Here is a 19,861-nt window from a genome sequence, read left to right as displayed (position 1 = left end):
TCCTATGACAGCTCACGAAGGCAAGTTCATCACCATCCGCGGCGCGCGCACCCATAACCTCTGCAACATCGATCTCGACATACCCCGCGACAAGCTCGTCGTCATCACCGGCCTCTCCGGCTCCGGCAAGAGCAGTCTCGCCTTCGACACCATCTACGCCGAAGGCCAGCGAAAATACGTTGAGTCGCTTTCGGCCTATGCCCGCCAATTCCTCGGCCAGATGGCCAAGCCCGATCTCGACCACATCGCCGGGCTGCCGCCCACCATTGCGATCGCCCAGCAAAGCGTCCGCGCCAGTCCGCGCAGCACCGTCGCGACGGCAACGGAGATTCACGACTATCTACGATTGCTCTTTGCCCGCGTCGGCACGCCGACCTGTCCAACCTGCGGCCGCGCCGTCGCCGCCCAGACGATTCCACAAATGGTCGAGCGCGTGCTCTCGCTGCCGGCCGAGACGAAAGTCATGATCCTCGCGCCGCTGCCCTGGGGCACCAAGCGAGATGCGAAGGAAGGTCTCGAAAACGTCCTCCGCGCCGGCTTTATCCGCGTGCGAATCGACGGCCAGATTCACGATGTCAAATCTCCGCCGGCACTGGAGAAGGCGAAGGCCCGAGTGGTGGAGGCCGTCGTCGATCGCATCTTCATTAAGCCGGACATTCGCACGCGCGTCTCCGAGTCGATCGAGACGGCGCTGAAAGTCGGCGACGGCGTGGCGGTCGTCTCCTACCAGCCTCCCGGCGAGGCCGACCAATGGCGCGACGACCGATTCAGCGAGAGATACGCCTGCACCCATTGCGACGTCCGCTTGCCGATGCTGGAGCCGCGCCTGTTCTCATTTAATTCTCCTCACGGCGCCTGTCCGAAGTGCGACGGTCTTGGCACCGTGCTGGAGTTTGATCCCGATTTGGTCGTGCCCGACGAGAGTCTCCCGCTTGACCGGGGGGCGATCGCGCCGTGGAAGGGGGGCGGGGCCGTCTATGCCCGGCTCATCCGCCGCTACTGCGAACAACTCAAGATATCTCCGTCCACGCCCATCAAATCCATATCGCGCAAGGCCCGCGATATCCTCATGAACGGTGCCGGCGAAAAAGCTAAGAAAGCGGGGGGGATGGAGTTCGAAGGCGTCCTGCCCAATCTCCACCGCAGATGGCGACAGGCCGACAGCGAAGCGGCAAGAACTCGATTGCACGCCTTCATGTCCGATCGCCCCTGCGGCGCATGCAAAGGCGCGCGGCTGCGCCCCGAAGCGCTCGCCGTGAAGCTGGATGGGCGCAATATCGAGGTGTTGTCGAGCCTGAGCATCGACGCTGTCGCGGGCGTGTTCTCATCGATCGCATTCCCGGGCCAGGAAGGCGTCATTGCCGCGCCGATCCTCGAAGAGATACGCCGAAAGCTGCAATTCATGATCGACGTGGGCATCGGCTACCTGACCCTTAATCGGGCGGCGGCCACGCTTTCCGGCGGCGAGTCGCAGCGCATTCGACTGGCCACCCAGATCGGCAGCGGCCTGGTCGGCGTCTGCTACGTGCTCGATGAACCGACCACCGGTCTTCACCAGCGCGACAACGCCCGGCTGATCCGCACGCTTCGAAACCTGACCGACCTCGGCAACTCCGTCCTCGTCGTCGAGCATGACGCCGAGACCATCGACGCCGCCGACTGGATCGTCGACATCGGTCCCCATGCCGGCTCAAAAGGCGGTCGCGTCCTGGTAAACGGCACGCGCGAAATGCTCCTCGCATCGCCCGACTCCCTCACCGCCGCCTATCTCCGCGGTGAATTGCGCATCGCCAAGCCGTCCGCCAGGCGCGCTATTGATTCGGCCCGCGCGATTGAGCTGAAAGGCGCCGCCGAGAATAATCTGAAGTCCATCGACGTTCGCATCCCGCTCGGGCTCTTCTGCTGCGTGACCGGCGTCAGTGGTTCCGGTAAGTCCACGCTGGTGAACCAGATTCTTCTGCCCGCCCTGCGCCGTCGCTTGAACAATTCCCGCGAGCGACCCGGTACCCACGCGAGCATCGAGGGCTTGAGCCAGATCGACAAGGTCATCGAGATCGACCAGTCGCCGATCGGCAAGAGCCTTCGCTCGAACCCCGCCACCTACACCGGCATCTTCGACCTCGTCCGGCAGCTCTTCGCCAAGACGCGCGAGGCGAAGCTGCGCGGTTACAACGCCGCGAGATTCTCGTTCAACGTGAAAGGGGGGAGATGCGAGGCCTGCCGCGGACAGGGCACCCGGCGCATCGAGATGCATTTTCTTCCGGACATTCTCGTGGAATGCGGCGAGTGTCGCGGCACGCGCTACAACCGCGAGGCCCTCGACATCCGCTTTCGTGGAAAAAACATCGCCGATGTCCTCGCCTTGCCCGCCGAAGAGGCGCTGGTTTTCTTCGACGGCTTCGCCCGGATCAAGCAGCTCCTCGTTGCCCTCTGTGACGTGGGCCTGGGGTATCTGCAACTCGGCCAATCATCCGCGACCATGTCGGGCGGCGAGGCCCAGCGCGTCAAGCTCGCGGCGGAGCTCGGTAAGTCGGCGATCGGCCACACGCTTTACGTCCTCGATGAGCCCACCAGCGGCCTGCACTTCGCCGACATCCACCAACTTGTGGACGTGCTCGACCGGCTGGTCAAGCTCGGCCACACGCTCGTCGTCATCGAGCACAATCTGGATGTCATCAAGCAGGCAGACTGGATCATCGACCTCGGTCCCGAAGGCGGTGACGCCGGTGGGCGCATCGTCGCGCAGGGAACGCCCGAGGATGTCGCCGCCGATCCGAAAAGTCATACCGGTCAATATCTACGTGTGGTGCTCGCCGCGAATTGAATTGCTTAGTGCAGCTCGTGTCGTTCGTGGATTTTCTCGACGGTGAAGACGAACACTTCGCAGTTCGGCTTGCGCCAGCCGCCTTTGCCCATGCCGGCCTTCTGCGAGCAGCACTCGTCGAGGAACTGTTCCCGGGTCCATTTTCGTTCGGTGGCCACGTCCGGCAGGAAGCAGCCGCTGTGCCCGCCGCTTCGCACGAGGATGCCGTGCCGGCCGAGTTCGAAGTCCAGTGGGTTCTTAATGCGTTCAAGAGGTGACAGGATGGAAAGCTCGATGTCGATATCCACGAACTCAGCCGCCCCGATCGGGCAGCCCGCAAATCGCGGATCGTGCGCCGCCGAGACCGCCATCGTCTGGATCGTCTCGATGAGTCCGCGACTGGTATCAAATGTTCCGATGCAGCCTCGGAGCTGTCCGCGCTTTCGCAGCGTCACAAACGCCCCGGCCGCGGGCAGCGCCGCACGTCCGGCATCGGTCGACGCAGGCGGGGCCCCGAAAAGCTCGGACTCGATGGCGTTCCTTGCGAGCCTCAGCAGATTCGTACAGGTCTGGGCATCCAGCGACATGAGCGACACCGCCAAGCGTCATGAGTAACTTGCCCCGGATTCAATCCTAGTCGACCAACCGCCGTAAGGCCATTGGACCTCGCGAATAGGAAGCTACAATACACACGTCGATGATTTAGCATCCTCGACCCCTAATGGCCGATTTAGTGGAGCCACTTTGAAGCAAGTCGCATCAGCAACGGATCCCCTTCACGCCACGCTGCTGATCGGCGTGTTGGAGGACCATGGCATCGAGGCCATCGTCCAGGGCGAGGCGCTTTGGGCGGCCCGAGGCGAATTGCCGTTAACGCCCGAGTCCGCGCCTTCGATCTGGGTCGTTCACGATGAGGATGCGCTCATCGCGGCAGACTTGCTTGCAGGCAACGAGGGCCGAGTCGACCCCAAACAGTGCGCCAAGTGCGGATACGACCTACGTGGCCTGATTAGTCCGCGATGTCCCGAGTGTGGCACGCCGTTTCGCATCTCCGGTGATTGGACCTGTGCCGATTGCGGCGAAAAAAGCCCAACTCATTTCTCGCACTGTTGGAGCTGCGGCGCAGCCCAGGAAGTCGGAACGATCACGGAACCGAATGTTCATCGGGCTATAACATACGAAGATAACGAGAATCTCGAGCAGCCCGATCCAAACTGCCGCATGTGCCAAGGGACCGGTCTCAAGAAAAATCTGATCATTCCGACGTTCTGCATCGCGGGAGGGTCGCTTCTCGCGATTGCAGTAATTCAGAATGTCTTCTCGGCTTCTTCGCGATCCTTAACACCTGGGTTGCTCGTAAGATCAGTCTTTTTCTTTGCTTTCGCGTGGGTATTCCTTGTCCTCGGCTTCAGATGGCGCAAGTTGAAATGCCGCTGTTGTGAAGAGAAATAGTCGCACTCAGTCTGCGCACAAAATCTACCAGTTCACCCCCAACATCAGACAATTCAGCCCGCTGCCGATTCCGCAGAACGCGACGCGGTTCCCCTTTTCCAGAAAACCGCGTTCCTCCGCGATGGCCGCGGTGATGGGGAGCGAGACCGTTCCAATGTTGCCCAGGTGTTCATAGGTGACGAAGTCGCGCGAGGGATCGATGCCCATCGACCTCAGCACCGTCTCGCGATGCGGCGCGCCGACCTGGTGACAGATCGTGCGATCGATCTGCTCGACGGACCAGCCGGACTCCTCGAGGAAGTCCTGCCAGGTCCGCGCACCCAGCTCGACGCCATGCTCCAAGACGCCGGCCGCGTCGGTCACCATCTTCATCGGGGCCGTCGAGGGATGCCCCGTGTCCGGTCCCCATCGGCAAAGCTCGTGAAACCGCGTGTCACTCCGCAGGACGCCGCAGGCCACTTCGTGTCCGTTGGGTGACAGAGTCTTGTCGCTGACGACGATCGCAATCGCGCCGGACCCGCCGGTGAGTGTCGCCAGGCTCAGCCGAAAACTCTCCATGCTCCGCTCAGCCAGCATTCGTTCGATCGTCAGATCGACGATCTGCCGCGCCGTCTCGCAGGAGACCACCAGTCCCGCCTTGATCTGTCCCAGTTCGATCGCGTTGGCGACATGAAGAATGCCGTTGATCGCGCCGAGGCACGCATTCGAGATGTCGAGAATCTGTGCCCGACCGCCGATCCCCAGGCCGTTCGCCACGGCGCAGGCCGTCGCCGGTTCCAGTTGATCGCGACAAACGCCTGCGTAGATCAAGATGCCGATGTCTTCGGCGGAGATTTTTGATGTTGCCAGTGCCTTGCGGCCGGCCCTGATCGCGCCCTCGGCCATCGTCTGACCGGGCCGCCAGTAGCGCCGTTCGCGAATGCCGGTGAGCGCCTCGAGTTGCCCCGGCTGTATACGCAATGCCTGATAGAGCGGCGCGAGGCGCTCTTCCAGTTCCGCCGAGGTCACCACCTCCGGAGGAAGCTCATAGCCGATCGAATCAATGCAAACGCGGCGATATCGCATGCTCATTTCCGTCCGAGAACAAGGCATCCCCCGTGCGGCCTGTCCCCACTTTCTAACCGAAATCCGCGATTTCTTCGAGTGATTCTCCCGATGCTTCGCGCGCACGCCGGGGCGTGAGCGAGTCAATTCTCTCGACATCCCTTCGCATGCGGGCTAGACTAATCCAAGTTATGAGCCGGTCTTTGATCTCCATTTTTCTTGCCCTCGCGGTGCTCGGTTGCCCCGCCCTTTGTTCGGCGGCGGCGGTGTCGGCCTGTTGCCCATGCGAAACATCCGCGCCGGACGATCACCAGAAGGACTATTGCGACGAGCGCCCCTGTTTCTGCTCGTCTCCCTCACCGGACCTCGCCCAGACGCGGGACACTCTTTCGCATCTCGCGGTGTCCGCCGTCTCGGTGACTCACGTTGCGGACAGTCCCGCTGCGCTCTCTTTGGCCGGCCTCTGCTCTCTCAATTCCGGCTGGCCGCCCACCGGTACCAATGCCGGTCTGCTTTCGCTTCCACTTCTGATCTGATTCCGCGCCCTTCAGGATATGCCTGACTCTGTCGGCCGCGAATCTTTATGCGCGCCGATTTCCGTCATCGCGTCATCGATCCTCCCGTCGAGCGGAGTTGGTTGTCATGATAAGTTTGTCACGCTCACTGCTGTTCACCCTGCTGTCGGCAATGCCGCTTGTCGCCGCCGGCTGCGCGCACATCGATGCGCGGCCGGACTACGATCGCGCCGCGGAGTTGATCACCGTTGCCACCGGCGAGAGCGACGTGCTGGCCGACGATGACGATGCCGCCCGCATGGCAACCTGCGAAGCCATGCTCAAAGACGGCCTGATGCTCGAAGAGGTCGTCAAGCTTGCCATGCTCAACAGCCCGGCGATCCGCGCGGAGTTTCTTGAGATCGGCGTCGCCCGAGCCGATCTGGTGCAGTCGGGGCTTTTCTCGAACCCAACCTTCGGCCTGTCTGTTCAGTTTCCCGAGGGAGGCGGCCGGAGCAATCTCCAGGGCAACATTGCCCAGAACATCGTCGATCTCTGGCAGATTCCGGTGAAGAAGGAGATCGCTTCGCGAAATCTTGAGGGCGCGATCCTGCGCGTAGCCGATGCGGCGGTACGGCTTGCCGCCCAGGCCCGCAGCGCCTTTTTCATCACCGTCGGCGCGCGACAGGCAAGGGCCATCGCCGAGGAGAACGTATCGCTGGCCCAGCGGCTGATGGAGGTGGCCGAGGCTCGAAAACAGGCAGGCGCCGTCGGCGATCTCGACGTGAACCTCGCCCGCGGAGGCCTTCTTGCAGCGCGCATTGAAGTGCAAAGGGCAAGCCTCGCCGCCGCGCTGGCCGAAGCCGATCTGGCGCAGATTCTGGGTCTTCGCACGAACCTAGACATCGTGGATCTCTCCACGCCGCTGCCCTTGCCGCCGGAAACGGCCCTCGACACTGACGCCATCATTCAACTGGCCGTTGATTCGCGGCTGGACCTCAAGGCCGCCGCCATGAATGTCGACGCGGCCGAGCGGCAGATCGTCCTTGAGATTCGCAAGATCATCCCGTCGTTTCAGATCGGCCTCGCCGTCGAGCGCAACGAGCGTCGAGCCTTGCAGGGTCGCAACCTCTTCGCCGACACCACACGGGCAACGATCAAGAATGGAGCGCTGAGCCCCCCGGACTTCCAAACGCGCGGCCAGCGCAATCAGGAGCGCAGCGCCGAGATTGACGCCATCTTCGGCCCATCGCTGAGCGTCACCCTGCCCATCTTCGACCAGAATCAGGCCCAGATCGCCAGGGCGCGCTTTGCGTACGAACAGGAAATGCGGCGCTGGGAGGCCCTGGAAGTCTCCGCCATGCAGTCGATTCGTCGCGCCGTCGTCTCAGCGCAAACGAGTTGGGACATCGCCCGATCATTTGCCCGCGATGTCCTGCCGCAGGCCGCTCGAAATCTGGAAATGTCCCGCGAGTCCTACAAGGCCGGCCGGTCCTCGCTCATCATCGTCCTTGATGCCCAGCGCGTGCTTCTCGAGGCTAGAAGCGGATACGTCGCCGCGCTACAGACCGCCGCCGTCAACGTCGCCGATCTCGAACAGGCATCGGCCCGGCCGATCTCCGAAATCCTCAGACACGGGATCGCGCAGGTCACAACCACGCAGTCGTCCGACGAGCGGCCTCAAGCCGCGGACGAGAGGTGATTAACATGAACAAACGATATTATATTCAAACGGCAACCGTCTTCATCGCCGGGCTTTCATTCATCGCAGCCTGCGACAAGTCCAAACCCGCGCCGCAGTCCGCAACGACAACGGCAACTGCGAGCGACGAAGAAAAGGCGTGCGAAGCCCACGGTCTACCCGACGCCAAGTGCCCATTCTGCCACTGGGAGCTGGTCGTCGCCGGCGGGCCCTGCGTCGAGCACGACGTGCCCGAGGCGCTTTGCTGGATCTGTCAGCCGCAGCTCAAAAAAATCTATGAGGACACCAACGACTGGTGCGGCGGTCACGATCGCCCCGAGTCGCTGTGCTTCATCTGCAATCCCGAGGAGGAGGCCAAATACGTCGAGATCATGCGCCCCGCCTCCCAGGCGCCGCCGGATGATGCGCCGATTAAACTGGTGACCGATCCCGACGTGCCGCGTTTTCAGCGCCCGCCCTCCGTCACCTGTGCGACCAGCCAGACCCTTGTCCGATTCGCCTCGGCTCAGGTGGCGCGAAGTGCCGGGCTCGATTTTGTGACGATCAGCGAGCGACCCGTCTCGCGCACGCTTAAGTGCAATGCCGAAATCGATTACGACCAACGCCGCTTCGCTCGCGTGGCGTCGCGCGTGGCCGGCGTCGTCCATTCCGTCGAGCGCGATGTCGGCGATCGCGTCGTGCCCGGTGACACGCTCGCCCTGGTGGACTCGGTCGACCTTGCATCCGCCCGGGCGGAGTATCTCCGGGCAGCCGCCACGCTGGAGCTTTGGGACCAGAATCACGAACGCACCCACAAGCTCGTCGAGCAGGGGATCGCCGGGGCTGCCGAAGACCTGGAAGCCGAGAACAAGCTCGCCGAAGGCCGCATCGCACTTTCGTCCGCCGAACAAAAGCTGCGCACGCTGGGGCTGTCCGATGATCAGATCGCCAAGCTCCGCACCGAGGGTGACACCAATCCATTGCTGGCCATCCGCGCGCCTTTTGCCGGAGAAGTCGTCGATCGCTCAGCCGTGATGGGCGAAGTCGTCGACACGACTCGGCCGCTCTTTTCAGTCGCGGACACCGCGAAGATGTGGGCCATGCTCGACGTTTACGAGTCCGACATCGCCCAGGTCCGCGTCGGACAGTCCGTCGTCGTCACGGTCGATGGTCTGCGCGGCGAGTCTTTCGGCGGCGTCCTGACCTGGATCAGTCGCCGGATCGACCCCCAGACCCGAACGCTCAAAGTTCGCGTTGAGTTGGACAACAGCGAAGGACTGCTCCGCGCCAACATGTACGGCCGCGCCATCATCACCATCTACGACCGTCAGCCGCTGATCGTCGTGCCCAAGTCGGCCGTGCAGTGGGACGGCTGCTGCAACATCGCCTTCGTTCAGCGAAGCGACTTGCTCTACGAGCCTCGGCAGCTCCGGCTCGGCTTCGAGGCGGACGACTACTACGAAGTGAAGGTCGGACTTTCCCCGGGTGACACCGTCGTGACCCAGGGCAGCTTTCTGCTGAAGACCGAGATCATGAAGGGAAGCATCGGCGCCGGCTGCTGCGAACACGGACCGAGTAAGAGCTGACCGACCCGACGATGGAGATCGCCTGTGCTTGAATGGATCATCAACTGGTCGCTGTCCCACCGGATGCTCGTCGTGATTCTGGCGATCATCCTCATCGTCGTGGGCGCAAGCGCCGCGAGCCGGTTGCCCATCGACGCGTTTCCCGATACGACGCCGGTTCAGGTGCAGATCAGCACCTTCGCCCCGGCACTATCGCCCGCCGAAATCGAGCAGCAGGTCACCTTCCCGATTGAGCAGGCCATCGGCGGCCTTCCCAGCCTGGCCGAGGTGCGCTCGATTTCCAAGTTCGGCTTGTCGCAGGTGACGGTCCTCTTTGAAGACGGCACCGATCTTTACTTTGCGCGACAGGTCGTGTCCGAGCGGCTTCAGACCGTCCAGTTGCCCGAGGGAATCGTTCGACCGGAAATGGGCCCCGTCTCGACCGGTCTCGGCGAGATCTTCCACTACGTCGTCTCCGGCGAAGATAAGTCGCTGGAGGAACTGACCACGCTCCACGACTGGGTCATCAAGCCCCGGCTTCGCAGCGTCCGCGGCGTGGCGGAAGTCAACACCTGGGGCGGCCTTCGCAAACAGTTCCACGTCCTCGTCGATCCCGTGCGCCTGGTGAAGTACGACCTCACGATGGACGAGTTGTTCGACGCCCTGCGCCGAAACAACATGAATGTCGGCGGGGGCAACATCGAGCAGGCCGGCGAGCTGCGACTCGTCCACGGCGTCGCGCTGACGACAAACCTGCGCGAGATCGGAGACATCGTCATCACCGCCCATGATGGCGTGCCGATCCGCGTGCGCGACGTTGCAACCGTCGAAGTCGGCCACGAAATCCGCCGCGGCGCATCCACCATCGACGGTAATGGGGAAATCGTCCTCGGATTGGCGTTCATGCTGGTCGGCGAGAACAGCCATGACGTCTCCAATCGATTGCAGCAGGCGGTCGACGAAATTCAAAAGTCGCTGCCCGAGGGCGTCACTATCACGCCGGTCTATGCCCGCACCGAGCTGGTCGAACACGTCATTCAGACAGTCAAGACCAACCTGTTCGAAGGCGCGCTGCTTGTGGTCGCGGTGCTCTTTATCTTTCTCGGAAACCTCCGCGCCGGGCTGATCGTCGCCGCCGCGATTCCGCTTTCCATGCTCTTCGCCGCCGATGCCATGCTTCGCTTCGGCATTGCCGGCAGCCTGATGAGCCTCGGAGCGATCGACTTCGGGCTCATCGTCGATTCTTCGGTCATCATGGTGGAGAACAGTCTGCGGCATATTGCCGAGTCCGACGGAAAGCGCAGCAAACTCGACGTAGTTCGTGATGCATCGATCGAAGTCCGCCGTCCCACGATGTTCGGCGAACTGATCATCATGATCGTCTACCTGCCGATCCTCACGCTCGAAGGCATTGAGGGCAAACTGTTCCGCCCGATGGCCCTGACGGTCATCTTCGCCCTCGCCGGTTCGCTCGTTCTATCCCTCACGCTGATGCCCGTTCTTGCCAGCTTGCTGTTGCCCTCCCGTCCGCGCCACGGTGACAACTTTTTCGTCCGCGCCCTGAAGCGCATCTATCTCCCCATCCTTCGATTCGCCGTCCGGATGCGCGTCGCCATCCTGCTGGTCAGCGTGGTTTCATTGGGTTTCGGCGTCTGGCTGGCCATGCGTACCGGGGCCGAGTTCGTCCCGCGTCTCGCCGAGGAGGCCGTCACCATCAATACCGTCCGCCTGGCAGGCGTCTCGCTGGATGAGTCCGTGCGAATCGGAACGAGCATCGAACGCGTCATTCGAGATAAGTTTCCCGACGAGGTACGAAACGTCTGGACGCGCACCGGGACCGCCGAGATCGCCACCGATCCGATGGGCATCGAAGTCTCCGACGTCTTCATCACCCTCAGACCTCGCGCCAATTGGAAACGCGCGGCGACACAGGAAGAACTCGAGGCGCTGATCGAACGTGAACTTCAGGGCATGCCGGGGATGCGCCTCGTATTCAGTCAGCCGATCGAGATGCGCCTCAACGAAATGATCGCAGGCATTCGCGGCGATCTGGGCGTCAAGGTCTTTGGCGACGACCTGGAAGTCCTGAGGACACTTGCCGCCGAGGTTCAGGAGGTGCTGGAGTCCGTTCCCGGCTGCGGCGAAGTCTACGCCGAGCAGGTCACCGGTCTTCCCATCCTCGAGGTGCGCGTCGATCAGGAAGCCATTGCCCGCTACGGCGTGTCGGCGCAGCACGTCCTGGAAGTCGTCGAGGCCATCGGCGGCCGAGTCGTCGGTGAGATTCGCGAAGATCAGCGCCGCTTTGAACTCGTCGTGCGTCTTCCGGAGATTTATCGGCGCGATCCGAGCGCCGTCAGCCGGATCCTCATCTCCACCGCTTCGGGGGCGAGAATTCCACTTTCCCGTTTGGCCGCCATCCGCGAAATCGAGGGGCCGTCGACCATCACCCGTGAGTGGCAGCGACGGCGTATCGTCATTCAGTGCAATGTGGTCGGCCGCGATGTGGCGTCATTCGTCGCCGAGGCTCGGCGCAGGATCGACGCCGAGATCGAGTTGCCCACCGGCTATTTCACGGCCTTTGGCGGCCAGTTCGAACATTTGCAGCGCGCCGGCCTGAGGCTGATGTTCATCGTTCCGCTCGCCCTCGGCCTTATTCTCATTCTTCTCTATCTCACCTACGGCCGTCTTTCAGACGTGATCAGAATTTTCTTGACGCTGCCGCTTGCCGCGGTCGGCGGGCTTTGCGCGCTTCACCTTCGAGACTTGCCCTTCAGCATCTCCGCAGGCGTGGGCTTCGTGGCCATGTTCGGTGTCAGCGTGCTGGGCGATATGGTTTTTGTTTCGCATCTGAGGGCGATGCTCGATCGCGGCGTCGATCTCCTGCACGCCATCGAAACAACGGCGCTGACGCGGCTTCGCCCGGTGCTCATGACCGGCCTCGTCGCCGGACTGGGCTTCGTACCCATGGCGCTGAACACCGGCGTCGGCGCAGAGGTGCAGCGGCCGCTCGCCACCGTCGTAATCGGCGGCGTTGTCACCAGCACGTTCCTGACCCTCGTGGTGCTGCCGGCCGTGTACACCCTTTCGCGGCGTCGTGCGTCCTCAGGCGTTTCAGGTGGTGACCTGTGATCTTCTGTCCGATCCCTTCCCAGCGGCCCGTCGAATGCGTCGCCGATTTCCCAGTCCGAGCGCGGCACGATACGATGTCTGCATGATGCGTCGGCGAACGAATCTGATGAGTGAGTCTTCAGAATGAGCGGAATGATTCGACCGCGCCTCATCTCAATTACCTGCCTGGCAGTTGCCGCTTTCATCATCAGCGCATGCCACGGGCCCAATCGCGTCGCCGACTCCGACGCGTCCGGCACGACCTTCGATTGTGATAAGACGTTCGCCCAGGTCGACGCCCTGTGTCATGCCAAAGAGTATGCGGAAGCCGAGGGAGTTCTTCGCGAAGCGATCGCGTCGATTCCTGCATCGGACAGTCGCGCCGACCGAATCGCCGCGGCAGTTTGCAGAAGGCGGTTGGCACAGGTACTCGCCGCGGATCGACGCTTCGCCGATGCCGAGGTGGAGGCCGAGATCGCCTATGAGGCGCTGCACGAACTCTATCAACCCATCGAAGAGTATCCCACAGGCGATGAGCAGGTGGCCCGCGCCGCCTGGACACTGGGTGAAATCCGCCTCCTGTCGGGTCGGCCTGCCGAAGCGGAGGAGCTGCTCTTAGAGGCCTCAATTTGGTTTGAGGGGCTCGATTCCGCCAGCGCCGACACCGCCGTCTTGCTCGGCGTGATCGGCGAATGCCTTGCCCAGCAGGGTAAGTATTCCGACGCCGAAGATACGACGGTCCAGTCCTACGTCCGACTCTTGAAGCTAAAGGGCGAAAAGGCGCCGGAGACGCTCGACGCACTTCAGCGAGTCCTTTTTCTCTATCAAGCCTGGGACCGTCCCGACAAAGTGGACGAGTACCTTGCCGCCAGCGGCCTCACGGATTCAAGCCGATAGCGCTGCCAATTGGACGGATGACGATCAGATTGCTGTAGAACCACCAGTCATCCAACATGTTCACACTCTTTGCGCCGAGTTCGCCAGCAGCATGAATACAGTTTAGTCCCGTGTGCCTGCGCTCTCACTCCCTAAGGCGGATAAACCTCAAACCGCAGAAACTTCGCGATCAATGGCCGCAGGTAGCCGCCTCGCATGGTCCAAAGGCAAAGCGGGCACCCTCACGACCGGACTGAAGGCACGCCTCTCTGTTCCTGTAGTCGCAGTTGTAGCTTCCGTCCGGAAAGCAGCAGACGCCCTGGTTACAAAGATCGACCTCAGCCAGTTCGTCGCAGGTCATATTTTCGTGAAAAGTGAACGATGAAGCCTCCTCTCGGTTCGCAATCGCTTCACAATCGGGATGATCGAAGGCGGCAAAGCACTGGAAATTACCCAGGCAGCAAGCGCCGCCCGGCGCGCAGTTCGCAGATTCACACGGAATAATGGGACTGAATCGTCCCCCCTCGTCGGTGCAGGGGAGCAAACCGGTAGGCCGACACCCGCGAGGCTCATCAAATCGTCGCAGGCAGCAGGCCCCGGTGTCGCTATCGAAGCAGCCGGCGCCCAGCGTGAAGGTGCTGGAGGGGAGGCACTCGGTCGATCGACGCACGACACACAGGGTCACCCCTCCGGCGGACGTTCGACAAGCGCCGTAACAGCCCAGACCGCATAGCGCCGTGCAAGGCAAGCATGCATCTTCCTGATGATCGGCGATGCGATCGATAATGTTGCTGATTCTGGAAAGGGTTTCGATCAAGAACGCCTCGGACCGGGTCGGTACGCGTCCTTCCCCCTGGATGTGCATCATCATCATATCCCCCAACGAACTATTCGCCAAAGCCTGCATGCCAAGATAGGTGAGATAGTCCGGAATATCCCGAAACGGCGGGGCGTTCTGAAACGTGGCGATGATCTGCTTGGCGTCGTTTGTCACGGACCGCTCTGCCACGCCAGTTGCGCCGACTGAAGACTCTCCCGATTGAACCGCGCCCGATGCAGCAGGCCCGAGGAGCACTTTGATGTCGACCGATTCGGACGAAACGACGGTTGACGCGTACGACGCCGACTTGGTACGAACATTGCCCGGGTTCGATACGATGTAGGTGTGCATTTCTGAAGCCCCCTCCTCGTCAATGATTGCGGTCACTTGTGACGAGTCATTGCTCCATGCAAATGCGGCATGGGACGTGCCCCAGAAAACCTCAGATGGACGCGACAAGCTGTTCAGGATGACGCGGTATGTGATTCCGGCTTCTGCCAGTGTGTAAGTCCCGTTGCCAAATGCGCCGCACGAACCGTCGGCCAATCCCACCTGTGCGCTTCCCTGGCTGCCCGCACAAGGCAGATTCGAACCGGCCGGGGGGTTGCAGCCGGGCTGAATCGCGACAATGGCAGAAAGGCAGAAGCCGATTCGTCGTGGCTTGACGATTGCAATGAGATGGAGAGCGCGGCGGGCGAGAGACGTTTCGTCGGAAACCACCAGCACGAACACGATGGTTCTCCTATGGGTCGGCGAACGAGGGCCCGCGTCACCATGCATAAATATATCACCCGCTTGACAAAACGCTCAAGCGAATTCGAGAGAATTTTGATCGGGGAGAAAACGGGCGGCGCATGACCGAAGTGCTGCCAGCCGGTCTCACCGGAGATAGGTGTGGCGCCTGGGGCGGTGCGCCTTCATTTTTCGCGCCAAAACGCGGTCGTCACGACTATTTATCAACCGGGGCACCGCACAAAGATCGGATTGCTGTAAAACCAAAGGTCTTCCCACGGGTTCACACCGTCGGCGTCCATCTCCGGTTCCGCCGTATCGCGGTTCGTTCCGCGCAGTCGAACGTAGATCGGCCGATCCACCCGCTCGAACGTGTACGAAAGCGAAAGCCACGGCCCCTCCCGTATCATCGCATCGACCGGCACCTGCCGAACAATGCGCGTCGTTTCGTTGCTTATCGCGGCACGATCCTTGGAGATGCCGAGTATGTCCCCGGCGATGATATCCACATGATGCACCTTCGGCGTCCGGCCGGCGAAGTTCTTGCCCTCCGGCTCGCGAATGCGCACCCGAAGCTCGATCGACTGTCCACGCTTGTCGAGGACAAGTGTCCCGCCCATTGGGGCCATCGCATCGGCACTCGCCGCGCTCATCTCCAGCCGGTCCGCGAGGTCGCCGTGTACCGTGAACATGCTCCCGCCGCGCAGTGCCGCCAGAATCTCAAAAGGGTCCGCCCGCCGCGCATGCACCCAGGTCTTCGTATATTCCCCGGGCCAGAAATCAATGTTATGCGCATGCGTTTCGCTTTGCTGTGTCGTCGCGGTCACGTAGCCCTTGGTGAGATACGTCGCGAAGTTGACAATGGAATGGTCGGTGTAATGTCGATGGCTGTCGCTGTTGGCGGTGATGTACCACGGCCGGCCCTCGCCCAGCAGGCTGTCCCACACGCCGCCGACCTTGGCGACGAACCAGTCATAGCCGCCCCACATGCGATACGACGCCTCGGGATATCCTTCAAATGAGCCTAAGCCGCGAGACTTGTAGTAGTGCCCGCGCGGCGCGCCGATCAGGGGCGCCGCCTGATGCCCCGCGGTACCCTCGAAGCCGCGCGCCACATCCGGACCGGCGTCCGCCCAATTACGCATCTCCGTCGGGCTCGTCCGTCCTGTCCGCGCCGGATGGTTCACGAAGAAGAGCGGCTTGTGCTCACCGCGAACCGCCTGTAGGTGCTTCACGCCCGCGATGGCATCCGCTTCACTGTTGGCGGGCGTGTTTGGGCGAGAATAATTCTTGTTGTCAAAGCGCCGCTCGAATCGGGCGACCAGCTTCACCTCGTCCTCGGTCGGCGGCACGATCACACTTCCGTGCTCGCCATCCGGAACGTTCCATTCCAGCCCCTGAAACACAATGATGCCCGGGTTCGCCTTGCGCGCCGCGACCAGTTCGGGATAGGCCTTCTCGACGGCGACCTTGTCGTGCCGCGGACCGCCGTGATCGGTGATGACGCACCAGCCCAGCCCGTGGTGCAACGCCTCGTGCACCTGTTTGCTGATCTCGTACTGTCCGTCCGGACTGTACTTGGTGTGAATATGGTGATCGCCCGCGAGCCACACGCCGCCGTCGTACGGATTCTTGCCGAATGCCACGCGCGGCAGCCACCACGGCGCAGCGCCCAGGCTGATCGTGATCTTGCCGACGCGCGTCAGGAACACGCGTCGGCTCATGGATCGGGGGTCATTCATCCGTCCGCTCCTCGATGTCCCTATGGCCCGGCGACGACAGAATTAACCAGTCACCGCACAGGCCGCTGTCGGATTAACCACGTACCGCTTGTCCGGTTAATCCATTGGTCGAGGATGATATGTGCGAAATGCGCGGCGCTCTACACCAGGAAGCCGCAGGACATCCGGTAGGGGAGGGTGATGCCGTCCCCGTTGTCGAGTTTGACCCCGCGATGGGCTTAATCGACGCGACTGGGCTGGCCGAATGCGCTGATGACGGTGATAAGTCCGCCGGCGGCGAGCGCCGCGGCAGGGTGGGACATGACGAGTTCAATACCGGGAAGACCTGAAACGTGACCGCTGATCGAGCCGGAGCCCATATAGCAGACGAGGCCGGAAACCGCCGAGAGAACCACACCCACCGCCAATGTAGCCATAGAGAGGAAACCCATGATACTTACTCCTTTCAACTCGTTTTGTCCGGGTGCTGTCGTTGACCGGACTTGCCCATCAATCAGCATCCCCCGTGCCGCGGCCCTAATCTGGCGCGGTTGTTCCGCGCCCACCGATAATGAAATTGACTCAATCCGCCCGAAGGCGTTCGCTGTTTCGGTCCCACTGATATCAGACGATTGTGACGTTGCCCTGGGTAACCATCCCCAGTGGTGGGCTCCCACCCACAACACAGCGATAGACGGGCAGGGCCGAAAATCGGCGGTCTCGCGGCGTCCGTGCGGTTCCGGGCTTAGTTGTCGAAAGTTCCCGGCGGCCAGCTTCTCGGCCGATGTTCATGAGGCGGAGGGGCAGGGGGGCGGCACTGCATCGACTGAAGCGCGGCGCACAAGTAACGGGCCCTCTTGGCGGCGCACACCAATTCCAGAAAACATTGTTTCTCATCGGGACAGATCAGGACCGACGCGGCGAGCGCATCAACAAGGTCTGAAAATGAGGCATGGCGATGCTCGAGCAGATTCGTCCAGTTGCCCTGCCTGGCCAGCTCAACCATCGTCTGACTGCCCAGCAGTTCCACGATGCTGCGCCGAAACTCCAGCTCAACCTCGCAGGGCAGCGGTCCCGGCTCCAGCGGCTCCATTTTCGCCCGGCGATAGGAAAGCTCACTATTCTCTGCGACGATTCGGGCACGCTTCAGACCCTGAAGCAGGATGTTGTACCGGCCGTCCGGTAGCCGCTCGTTGCGCATGATCTGACCGACACCGACGACTTCGTGGATGGGAGCCTCAAGCGTGTGATACTTCTCTTCGTAGCCTTTACGCAGCAGGGCGATCGAAACCAGCCTGGACCCGGCCAGTGCATCGCGGGTCATGGCGCGATACCGGGGCTCGAAGATGTGAAGCGGCAGCACATGACGAGGCATCAGCACGACATTGGGAAGTGGAAACACCGGGATCCATTGATCCCTGATCACGGCATCCTCACAAAATCTGTTCTCCTGCTCCATTCAGCTTGATTCTAGCCGTCTTGGGCTACTTCGGCATAGTCAGCAAGAAACCTTTGCATCGCTCCCAGTACAAAATAAACCGCTCGCCGCGCCGTCTTCAAGAGCCTGACGCCCTAAAATGTCCGATTCTCAACGTCTTTTTTTGCGGATCGGGCCTGATTCTAAAGGCCGAATCCCCAGGAGATCTCATCGTCGGGACGGCGTCGCAGCGTAGATTCGTCGGATTCCATTTTGCGGAACCGGCAGCCTTCAGGGAAACCTTTCGACCGATCTTCCGACTTCAATCTGCCTTAATGACAAATCGCGCCGAGCGCGGCTGCGGCTATCAGCATTGATTGACCCGCCCGTGCTGTCGCGCCGTCGCTGCCAATGCTGATAATCGAATCAGCCGCGCGACGGCCCGCCCAGCATCAAAAATCCACGCGCCGTAATTGCAAGAAATCTTAATGGTTTCAGGCATGTTTGGCTTTTATCCGCCGTGCCATACCGCCGATGACGAAGGCACTTCGCGTTCCCGTCATCGACTTGGCGCGATGACGAATGCGACGAGCGGTGTGGAAGAGTTTTCCAGCGATGTTCGCCGACGGATGACAGAGTCTTATCCGCGGCGGCGCACCCAACACATTTTTGCTGACTCATCGGCGATATCGCCTCGGACGTGTGTCCGTGGCGGATGGATGGTTTCCCGATCGCCGAGAAGTAACGAGTTGCCTTTTTGGCAAGGAGATGCCCACGATGTTTAACGCCTACTCATATCAGGGAGGCACCGCCACCCTCGATCCGCAGACCTGCGGAACCAACGGCCAGGCTCGTACCGCCGAGCCCACTCAGGCCTATAACCCCGCCCTCGGTGCCGCGACCTACGCAGGCATTCCGGTCGGCCAGCCCAATCCCGCCGCCTACGCTTTCCAGAACTTTGTCCCCGGACAGATGCCCTTCTCCAACGGCATCCCCACGGCCTACGGCATCCCGACCGGCATCCCGGCCTATCAGCCGACTCCATTTGGCTGCATCCCCACGCCCGTCAATCCCTGGGTCCAGCCCGGCTTCGGCACATACGCCCATCCGTACGCCACGATGAACCCCTACAACACCTTCAATCCATTCATCAACCAGACCCCGAATTCCTTCACCGGCTGCCCGACGACGACGCCGTACAACTACGCCGTTAACCCATACACCGGCATCTCGACGCAGTACCCGATGAACTTCATCCCCAACTTCGGCGCGACGGCCCATCCGTTCTTCGGCGCCATGCCGACCCCGTTTGGCCCGACGCCGTTCGTCAACCCGATGACCCCGTTTGTCAATCCCGCGTCGGCATTCGTGAACCCCATGACCCCGTTCATGAATCCGATCTCGCAGTTTCGGCCGGGCTTCTCGACGCCGAACTTCGGCGCCTGGGTGAACCCGATGACCAGCACGTTCGGCACGATCAATCCCATCCAGCAGCCGGGATTCGGTACCCCTTTTTTTTCCAACCCGGTCAATTTCCCGGGACTGACCAGCCCGTTCGCCGTAAACGTCAATCCGCTCGTAAGCGGTCCGTCGCCGGTCACGCCGTTCGGCATCGCGCCGTTCGCAAATCCCCTGTTCGCAAACAATCCCGTCGGCGCAAGCATTGACCCCTTCAACTGCTCTTCCATCTGGAATCAGTCGATCGGCAACCCGATCTGGAACGGCTGGAATCCTGCCACGCCGTTCATCAACAACCTGAACCCGTCGCTCTGGTCGCGCCTCTCGCCCTCCCCATTCGGCGTGAGCCCGCTCGGCGGCATCCCGTCCCTGGTGTCGAATCCATTCGTGAACACGACCCCTTGGAATCTCCTGAATTCGGCGATCCCGTCGTTCGCAGCGACGCCCTGGAACAACACGACCCCCTGGAACAACTGGAACCCGACCAACGGCTTCTCCCCGATCTCGACCACCACGCCGTTTGTCAACAATTCCTACGGCCTCAACCCGCTGTCAACCGTCGGCGGATTCGGTGCCGCATCGACCGTTCCAAACTACAGCCCGTTCGGCGTCGTCAATTCGTGCTCGCCCACTTGCTGCATCTGATGCGACAAGCCGGCTAAGCGTTCTTTCGGGAAGCAATTACGGGTG

Annotated in this window: 14 protein-coding genes; 8 read left to right on the top strand and 6 right to left on the bottom strand. The window is 61.7% G+C overall.

Annotated elements, in window-relative coordinates; all coding sequences use genetic code 11:
• The first annotated feature begins 4 nt into the window (after positions 1-4).
• A complete protein-coding gene (gene uvrA, locus HS101_05870; GenBank protein MBE7505800.1) occupies positions 5-2,824 on the top strand; it encodes an excinuclease ABC subunit UvrA in 2,820 nt (939 codons plus the stop codon).
• A gap of 5 nt (positions 2,825-2,829) precedes the next feature.
• On the opposite strand, the gene amrA is transcribed toward uvrA, so the two are convergent.
• Positions 2,830-3,390 (bottom strand): AmmeMemoRadiSam system protein A, encoded by a 561-nt coding sequence (gene amrA / locus HS101_05865; protein MBE7505799.1) that lies wholly within the window; start codon positions 3,388-3,390, stop codon positions 2,830-2,832.
• Between the two features lie 157 nt (positions 3,391-3,547).
• On the opposite strand from amrA, the gene HS101_05860 reads away from it, so the two are divergent.
• Complete coding sequence (locus HS101_05860) at positions 3,548-4,255, top strand: DUF2007 domain-containing protein (protein ID MBE7505798.1); 708 nt, start codon at positions 3,548-3,550, stop codon at positions 4,253-4,255.
• Positions 4,256-4,279: 24 nt separating this feature from the next.
• Here HS101_05860 and HS101_05855 read toward each other — a convergent pair whose 3' ends face one another.
• Positions 4,280-5,320, bottom strand: coding sequence for a 3-oxoacyl-ACP synthase III (locus tag HS101_05855; GenBank protein MBE7505797.1), 1,041 nt, complete (start codon positions 5,318-5,320; stop codon positions 4,280-4,282).
• A 182-nt stretch (positions 5,321-5,502) separates the two neighbouring features.
• Here HS101_05855 and HS101_05850 point away from each other — a divergent pair, with 182 nt between their 5' ends.
• The 5 genes from HS101_05850 (at position 5,503) to HS101_05830 (ending at position 13,044) form a co-directional block, all read left to right on the top strand.
• Positions 5,503-5,835, top strand: a complete 333-nt coding sequence (locus tag HS101_05850) for a hypothetical protein (GenBank protein MBE7505796.1) — start codon at positions 5,503-5,505, stop codon at positions 5,833-5,835.
• Positions 5,836-5,941: 106 nt separating this feature from the next.
• Positions 5,942-7,495: a TolC family protein gene (locus tag HS101_05845; GenBank protein ID MBE7505795.1), complete on the top strand. Its 1,554-nt coding sequence runs from the start codon at positions 5,942-5,944 to the stop codon at positions 7,493-7,495.
• A 5-nt stretch (positions 7,496-7,500) separates the two neighbouring features.
• The gene (locus tag HS101_05840) at positions 7,501-9,060 is read left to right on the top strand and encodes an efflux RND transporter periplasmic adaptor subunit (protein MBE7505794.1); all 1,560 of its coding nucleotides are present in this window, start codon (positions 7,501-7,503) and stop codon (positions 9,058-9,060) included.
• A 24-nt stretch (positions 9,061-9,084) separates the two neighbouring features.
• On the top strand, positions 9,085-12,168 hold the full coding sequence (locus HS101_05835) for an efflux RND transporter permease subunit (GenBank protein ID MBE7505793.1): 3,084 nt from the start codon (positions 9,085-9,087) through the stop codon (positions 12,166-12,168).
• Positions 12,169-12,300: 132 nt separating this feature from the next.
• On the top strand, positions 12,301-13,044 hold the full coding sequence (locus tag HS101_05830) for a tetratricopeptide repeat protein (GenBank protein MBE7505792.1): 744 nt from the start codon (positions 12,301-12,303) through the stop codon (positions 13,042-13,044).
• A 169-nt stretch (positions 13,045-13,213) separates the two neighbouring features.
• Here the strand turns inward: HS101_05830 and HS101_05825 are convergent, their stop codons facing one another.
• The 4 genes from HS101_05825 to HS101_05810 form a co-directional block, all read right to left on the bottom strand.
• On the bottom strand, positions 13,214-14,575 hold the full coding sequence (locus HS101_05825; GenBank protein ID MBE7505791.1) for a hypothetical protein: 1,362 nt from the start codon (positions 14,573-14,575) through the stop codon (positions 13,214-13,216).
• 224 nt (positions 14,576-14,799) lie between these two features.
• Entirely contained in the window at positions 14,800-16,317 is a 1,518-nt protein-coding gene (locus HS101_05820) for a PHP domain-containing protein (protein ID MBE7505790.1), read from the bottom strand.
• A 218-nt stretch (positions 16,318-16,535) separates the two neighbouring features.
• Positions 16,536-16,748 (bottom strand): hypothetical protein, encoded by a 213-nt coding sequence (locus HS101_05815; protein MBE7505789.1) that lies wholly within the window; start codon positions 16,746-16,748, stop codon positions 16,536-16,538.
• A gap of 293 nt (positions 16,749-17,041) precedes the next feature.
• Positions 17,042-17,698: an LON peptidase substrate-binding domain-containing protein gene (locus HS101_05810; GenBank protein MBE7505788.1), complete on the bottom strand. Its 657-nt coding sequence runs from the start codon at positions 17,696-17,698 to the stop codon at positions 17,042-17,044.
• A 792-nt stretch (positions 17,699-18,490) separates the two neighbouring features.
• Between HS101_05810 and HS101_05805 the strand changes: the two genes are divergently transcribed.
• Complete coding sequence (locus tag HS101_05805) at positions 18,491-19,816, top strand: hypothetical protein (protein MBE7505787.1); 1,326 nt, start codon at positions 18,491-18,493, stop codon at positions 19,814-19,816.
• The last annotated feature ends 45 nt before the right edge of the window (positions 19,817-19,861 follow it).

It is taken from the genome of Planctomycetia bacterium (assembly GCA_015075745.1).
In the GTDB taxonomy this organism is placed as follows: domain Bacteria; phylum Planctomycetota; class Phycisphaerae; order UBA1845; family UTPLA1; genus UTPLA1.
This window is presented reverse-complemented; position numbering and strand designations above follow the sequence as displayed.

Bases quoted from the DNA above. Each gene is read 5' to 3' on its own strand.
- amrA (MBE7505799.1), bottom strand. From the start codon at position 3,390: ATGTCGCTGGATGCCCAGACCTGTACGAATCTGCTGAGGCTCGCAAGG.
- HS101_05830 (MBE7505792.1), top strand. From the start codon at position 12,301: ATGATTCGACCGCGCCTCATCTCAATTACCTGCCTGGCAGTTGCCGCT.
- HS101_05845 (MBE7505795.1), top strand. From the start codon at position 5,942: ATGATAAGTTTGTCACGCTCACTGCTGTTCACCCTGCTGTCGGCAATG.
- HS101_05815 (MBE7505789.1), bottom strand. From the start codon at position 16,748: ATGGGTTTCCTCTCTATGGCTACATTGGCGGTGGGTGTGGTTCTCTCG.
- HS101_05840 (MBE7505794.1), top strand. From the start codon at position 7,501: ATGAACAAACGATATTATATTCAAACGGCAACCGTCTTCATCGCCGGG.
- HS101_05805 (MBE7505787.1), top strand. From the start codon at position 18,491: ATGTTTAACGCCTACTCATATCAGGGAGGCACCGCCACCCTCGATCCG.
- HS101_05820 (MBE7505790.1), bottom strand. From the start codon at position 16,317: ATGAATGACCCCCGATCCATGAGCCGACGCGTGTTCCTGACGCGCGTC.
- uvrA (MBE7505800.1), top strand. From the start codon at position 5: ATGACAGCTCACGAAGGCAAGTTCATCACCATCCGCGGCGCGCGCACC.
- HS101_05855 (MBE7505797.1), bottom strand. From the start codon at position 5,320: ATGCGATATCGCCGCGTTTGCATTGATTCGATCGGCTATGAGCTTCCT.